Below are 5,944 nucleotides of genomic sequence, written 5' to 3'. Positions count from 1 at the left end.
AAGCACCCTACGGCGCCCCCCTCTGTCCTGCCGGACATCTCCCCCACAGGTGGGGAGATTGGCAGTTTCGCCGCCGGCTCTTCCCTGGCAATGTTGTTGATTGGCGAAAGCAGAGATGAGGGAGCAATCTCCCCCCTTGAGGGGGAGATGTCCGGCAGGACAGAGGGGGGCGCCAGGGAACTCGTACTATCCAGGAACCCCACCCCTCACACCTTGACCAATTGCTCCACGCGGTCCTTCTCGCCGAAAATTCTGAGATACCGCTCGATCTCTTTCACATCGCCGGTCGCCTTGGCCGGATTGTCGGAAAGCTTGACCGCTGGCCTGCCATTGGCCTCGGTGACCTTGCAGACCAGCGATATGGCGTCGAGGCTGTTGGTTTCCGTCGGCGCGCAGCCTTCGAAATCATTGGTCAGATTGGTGCCCCAGCCGAAGGACATGCGCACCTTGCCCTTGAAGTGGCGATAGGTCTCCTCGATCGTCTCGACTTCGAGCCCGTCGGAGAAGATCAACAGCTTCTGCTTGGGATCCTTGCCCTTGTCGCGCCACCAGGACAGGATCTTTTCGCCGCCTTCGATCGGCGGCGCGCTGTCCGGGCGAAAGCCCGTCCAGTCGGCCACCCAGTCCGGCGCATCGCGCAGGAACGATGCCGTGCCGAAGGCGTCGGGCAGCACGATCAAGAGATTGCCGCCATAGTAACGCTGCCAGTCCTGCAGCACCTTGTAGGGCGACTGCCTCAGCTCTTTTTCCGAGTCGGCGAGGGCGGCGAACACCATCGGCAGCTCATGTGCGTTGGTGCCGAGCGCTTCGAGGTCGTTGTCCATGGCCAGAAGCACGTTGGAGGTGCCGGTGAACGCTTCGCCGATGCCTTCCTTCAGCGCCTCGACGCACCAGCGCTGCCATAGGAAGGAATGGCGCCGGCGCGTGCCGAAGTCCGAGATGCGGATGCCGGGCAGCGCCTTCAGCCGCTCGGTCTTGGCCCACATCTTGGACTTGGCGCGGGCATAGAGCACGTCGAGCGCGAAAGGCCCGAACGCCCGCATCGCCGCGCGCGATCGAAGTTCATTGATGATGGCGAGCGCCGGGATTTCCCACAGTGTGGTGTACATCCACGGCCCGCTGAAGGTCAGCTCATACTGCCCGTCGCGCTTCGACAGCTCGTATTCGGGCAGCCGGAAGCCTTCCAGCCAGGCGAGGAATTCCGGTTCGAAGATCTGCTTGCGGCCGTAGAAATTGTTACCGCCGAGCCAGATCATCTCCTTCTTGGAGAAGCGCAAGGTGCGGGCATGGTCGAGCTGTTCGCGCAATTCGGCCTCGTCGATCTCGTCGGCAAGGCGCACCGAAGTCGTGCGGTTGATCAGCGAGAAGGTTGCGTCGACCTTGGGATACATGCCCCAGATCATCTGCAGCATCAAAAGCTTGTAGAAATCTGTGTCGAGCAGGCTGCGCACGATCGGGTCGAGCTTCCAGGTGTGGTTGTAGACGCGCCGCGCAATATCGGTCTTAGCCATGTCTCAACACCGCCTTCGCTGCCTGCCATCCACAATCGCGACAGGCCTCATAGCATCGAATCGGCCAGAACGCTGCCCGCTTTCAGGCTGGCCCGACAAAAAGAGCTGCCTGCATGCGGTGGCGCAGAGCTTGGCATCAACTTGCGGATTTTCCGCCCATCACCCTGAGCGCCGGACGCTTGCGGCGGCTGACGATGCGGCCGGCCACAGGGGCGTCGGCGCGCCCGTCATCCCCGGCCTTCTCGGCGAACAGCCAGTCGATGAACACCTGCACGATCGGTGTCGCCCGCATCTCGTTGCGGCAGACGACATAGAAATCGTCGACCGCCGGCACCGACAGGCTGAACGGCGCGACCAGCATGCCCCTGGCCAGCAGCGCGCTTGCCGTCACGGAGTCGCCCAGCGCCACGCCATGGCCATGCACCGCCGCCTCGGTCGCCATGCGCGCATCGCCGAGGTGATGGCGGCGACCCCGCTCCAGGTCCAGCGCATCGGCGGCCGCCAGCCAGGTGTGCCATTCGCGGCCGTCATCGCCATGCAGGAAGACATGGTCGGCGAGATCCCTGACGCTGCGGATCGGCCGGTTGTTGATCAGTGTCGGGCTGACCACGGGAAACAGTTCGAGGCCCGACCATTTGCGCATCCAGCAATCGGTCCAGCTGCCGTCGCCATAATGCACGCAGACATCGATGGTGGGTGCCCGCAAATCCTTGGGATCGTTGGAAGGGATAAGCGTCAGCCTTATGTCGGGATATTGCGCCATGAAACTGCCGAGCCGCGGTGTCATCCACAACAACAGAAGCGCCGGCACGCAGGAGACCGAAAGTGTGCCGCTGCTCGCCGGCCTTGTCATGCGCTGGGTGGCGGCGGCGATGCCGTCGAAGGCTGTCGACACCGCGGGCAGAAGCTCCGCGCCATGCGGTGTCAGTTTGACCCGCTGGCCGGCCCGCTCGAACAGCTTGACACTGAGCGACTGCTCGAGCGCCTTGATCTGATGGCTGACGGCGCCATGGGTGACATTCAGCTCAATGGCCGCCTTGGTCAGCGAGCCATGCCGGGCCGTTGCCTCGAAGGCGCGCAGCGGATTAAGCGGTGGCAGGCGCTTGGTCATGGGTATCAACTTTATTGTGAGATTTTCTCACAGAAAACACCCTAACAATATCAATTGATTTTTCAATGCCGCTGCCGGACACTGAACCTGGAACAGCATCAAGACGTGAAATCTGCAGGCAGCCAGCGGGACAGCGGCCCGGCCGGATGACGGTCGGTTCGCAGGCGTCATCCGCGGCGGCACTGCATCAGCCCAGGAGGAGCGGATATGGGATACGATCGCGGCAAGCTCGACGCGTTGCGTCGCAAATATGGTGAAAGCCATGGCGGCGAGATGTTCGACCCGAAATTCCGCAAGGTGGCCGACAAGATCTTCTCCAAAAGTGGCACGCGGCTGGCGCCCTATTCAGGCATCCCGACCTTCCTCGCCGCGCCCTACCGCGAAATATCGGCCGACAATCCGGATTTCGGTGATTTGCAGGTGGCGATGATCGGCGTGCCGATGGATCTCGGCGTCACCAACCGGCCAGGCTCGCGCTTCGGGCCGCGAGCGCTGCGTGCCATCGAGCGCATCGGCCCCTACAATCACGTGCTGGAATGCGCGCCCACACATGAGCTCCGGGTCGCCGACATCGGCGACACGCCGTTCCGCAGCCGCTACCGGCTTGAGACAAGCCATGAGGATATCGAGCGGCGCACCAACCAGATCGTCGATGCCGGCGTCATCCCGCTTTCGATCGGCGGCGACCATTCGATCAGCCACCCGATCCTGAAGGCCGTTGGCAAGAAAGCTCCGGTCGGGTTGATCCATATCGACGCCCACTGCGACACCAGTGGCCTGTTCGACATGACCAAGTTCCACCATGGCGGCCCGTTCCGCAACGCGGTGCTTGACGGCGTGCTCGACCCGACGCGCACGATCCAGATCGGCATCCGCGGCTCGGCCGAATATCTGTGGGAGTTCACCTACGAGTCCGGCATGACCGTGGTGCATGCCGAGGAGGTGACCGGTCTCGGCATTCCGGCCATCATCGAGAAGGCGCGCAGAATAGTCGGCGACGGCCCGACCTATGTGTCCTTCGATATCGACAGCGTCGACCCGGCCTTCGCGCCGGGCACCGGCACGCCGGAAGTTGGCGGGCTGACGACGCGCGAAGTGCTCGAACTGCTGCGCGGCCTCAAGGGTCTCAACATCGTCGGCGGCGACGTCGTCGAGGTGGCGCCGCAATATGACGCGACCACCAACACGGCGCACGCCGCCGCACAGGTGCTGTTCGAGATATTGAGCCTGATGGTGTTCAGCCCGGCTGTCACCGGCAAGGGATCCTGACCTCTACCAATCCGAACGAAGGCGGCCGCCGCGCTGGAGCCGGCGGCCGTATCCAACAAACAAGCGTCCAGACAGGGGAATAACAATGACAATCCGCAAGACATTTGCCTCCATCGCCGCCGTGCTGATGCTTGGCACCGCCGGTTTCGGCTTCGCCACACAAGCCGCAAGCGCCGATGCGCTGGCGGACATCACCAAGGCCGGCACCATCAATGTCGGCGTCTTCGCCGATTTCCCGCCCTTCTCCTCGGCCAGCGCCGACATGAGCCTCAAGGGCTATGACATGGATGTCGCGCAATACATTGCCGATACGCTCAAGGTGAAGCTCAACCCCATCGCCGTCACCGGCCAGAACCGCATCCCGTATCTGAACGACAAGCGCGTCGACATCCTGATGAGCGTCGGCTACTCGAAGGAACGCGAACAGGTCATCGACTTCGCCGCCGCGTACGCGCCCTACTACATCGCCGTGATCGGTCCGGCGGCTCTGACGGTCAAGGGCAAGGAAGACCTCGCCGACAAGTCGATCGCCGTCAATCGTGGCACGCTGGAAGATACCTCGCTCACCGAGGCAGCACCGGCGTCGGCCGACATCAAGCGCTTCGACAACTACAATTCGGTGATCCAGGCCTTCATCTCCGGCCAGACGCAGCTGATGGTCGTCGGCAACGATGTCGGCGCGCAGGTGCTGGCCAAGCAGGACGCACTGAAGCCGGAGCAGAAGTTCCAGCTTCTGACCTCGCCCTCGCATATCGGCCTCAACAAGAATGAGGACGGCCTGAAGAAGGCGGTCAACGATGCCATCGCCAAGATGCTGGCCGACGGCAAGCTGGATGAAAGCTCGAAAACCTGGCTGAAGACGCCGCTCAATCCCGAAAACCTCAAGGATTGAGTTTCCGTGGCCTTTGCCTGGCTCCCGGGTGCTCTGGGCGACATCGCGCACGGCGCGGCCACGACGATCCTGCTGATCGCCGTGACCACGCTGGCCGGAACGCTGCTCAGCATCCTGGGTGCCGCGGGGCGACGAAACGGCCCGGTTCTGCTCAAGCGGGCAATCGCCTGTTACGTCGAGGTGATGCGCAACACGCCGTTCCTGGTGCAGCTGTTCTTCATCTTTTTCGGGCTGCCCAGCCTCGGCATCCGGCTCGACCCGCTCCTGGCCGCCATGCTGGCGATGACGCTCAACATGGCGGCCTACACGATCGAGATCGTCGGCGCCGGGCTTGACGCCGTGCCCGGCGGACAGACAGAAGCAGCGCTCGCGCTTGGGCTGCGGCCCCGCCAGGTGTTCATCAAGATCGTGCTGCCGCAGGCGCTCAAGGTGATCTTTCCGGCGCTGACCAGCCAGATCGTCATCATGATGCTGGAGTCGGCCGTGGTGTCGCAGATCGCCGTGCGTGAACTGACCTACGAGGCCGACATGCTGCAGGCGCGCACCTTCCGCTCCTTCGAGACCTATTTCGTCGTGACGCTGGTCTATCTCGCTCTGTCGATGGCCTTGCGCCGGCTGCTGGTGTCAGGCGGGCGCCGTGCGCTCGGAGCCGGCGTATCATGATCGAGTTCACCTCCTGGGACATCGTGCGCAACCTGCTGCTCGCCGCCCGCTGGACGGTGCTGCTATCGCTGGCCGCCTTCATCGGCGGCGGCATCGTCGGCCTGGTCGTGCTATTCTTCAGGATCGCCAAAAACAAGTGGAGCAGGCGCATAGCCTCGGGCTACATCGCCCTGTTCCAGGGAACGCCGCTCTTGATGCAGCTGTTCCTGATGTTCTTCGGGCTGCCGATGCTCGGCCTGCGCATCGAACCGTGGACGGCGGCGGCGCTCGGCCTCACCTTCTTCGCCAGCGCCTATCTCGCCGAAATCTGGCGCTCCGGCGTCGCGGCGCTACCCCTGGGGCAATGGGACGCCGGCGCAAGCCTTGGCCTGCACTATCTGCAGGAGCTGAGGCTGATCATCCTGCCGCAGGCCTTTTCGATCACCCGCGCACCCACCGTCGGCTTCCTGGTTCAGCTGATCAAATCGACCGCGCTCACTTCGATCATCGGCTTCGAGG

6 protein-coding genes are annotated in these 5,944 nt (G+C 63.3%); 4 read left to right on the top strand and 2 right to left on the bottom strand.

Translation table 11 applies throughout. The features are described from left to right. Positions 1-206: 206 nt before the first annotated feature. Both pncB and gcvA read right to left on the bottom strand, forming a co-directional pair. Entirely contained in the window at positions 207-1,511 is a 1,305-nt protein-coding gene (pncB, locus tag EN964_RS21585) for a nicotinate phosphoribosyltransferase (protein WP_127267048.1), read from the bottom strand. A gap of 136 nt (positions 1,512-1,647) precedes the next feature. Continuing rightward, positions 1,648-2,622, bottom strand: coding sequence for a transcriptional regulator GcvA (gcvA, locus tag EN964_RS21580; protein WP_127272585.1), 975 nt, complete (start codon positions 2,620-2,622; stop codon positions 1,648-1,650). A gap of 207 nt (positions 2,623-2,829) precedes the next feature. Between gcvA and speB the strand changes: the two genes are divergently transcribed. The 4 genes from speB to EN964_RS21560 form a co-directional block, all read left to right on the top strand. Beyond that, positions 2,830-3,891 carry an agmatinase gene (gene speB / locus EN964_RS21575; RefSeq protein WP_127269240.1) on the top strand — a complete coding sequence of 354 codons (1,062 nt, stop codon included), beginning with the start codon at positions 2,830-2,832 and terminating at the stop codon, positions 3,889-3,891. 85 nt (positions 3,892-3,976) lie between these two features. Next, a complete protein-coding gene (locus EN964_RS21570) occupies positions 3,977-4,783 on the top strand; it encodes a transporter substrate-binding domain-containing protein (RefSeq protein ID WP_127269241.1) in 807 nt (268 codons plus the stop codon). Between the two features lie 6 nt (positions 4,784-4,789). Beyond that, complete coding sequence (locus EN964_RS21565; protein ID WP_127269242.1) at positions 4,790-5,446, top strand: amino acid ABC transporter permease; 657 nt, start codon at positions 4,790-4,792, stop codon at positions 5,444-5,446. After that, positions 5,443-5,944, top strand: a 502-nt coding sequence (locus EN964_RS21560; RefSeq protein WP_164775917.1) for an amino acid ABC transporter permease, incomplete at its 3' end; no start/stop codon positions are given. The genes EN964_RS21565 and EN964_RS21560, both read left to right, overlap by 4 nt.

Source organism: Mesorhizobium sp. M7A.F.Ca.CA.001.10.2.1, from assembly GCF_003998575.1.
In the GTDB taxonomy this organism is placed as follows: domain Bacteria; phylum Pseudomonadota; class Alphaproteobacteria; order Rhizobiales; family Rhizobiaceae; genus Mesorhizobium.
Note: the sequence above shows the minus strand (reverse complement) of the source record. Positions and strands in the feature narration are given on the sequence as shown.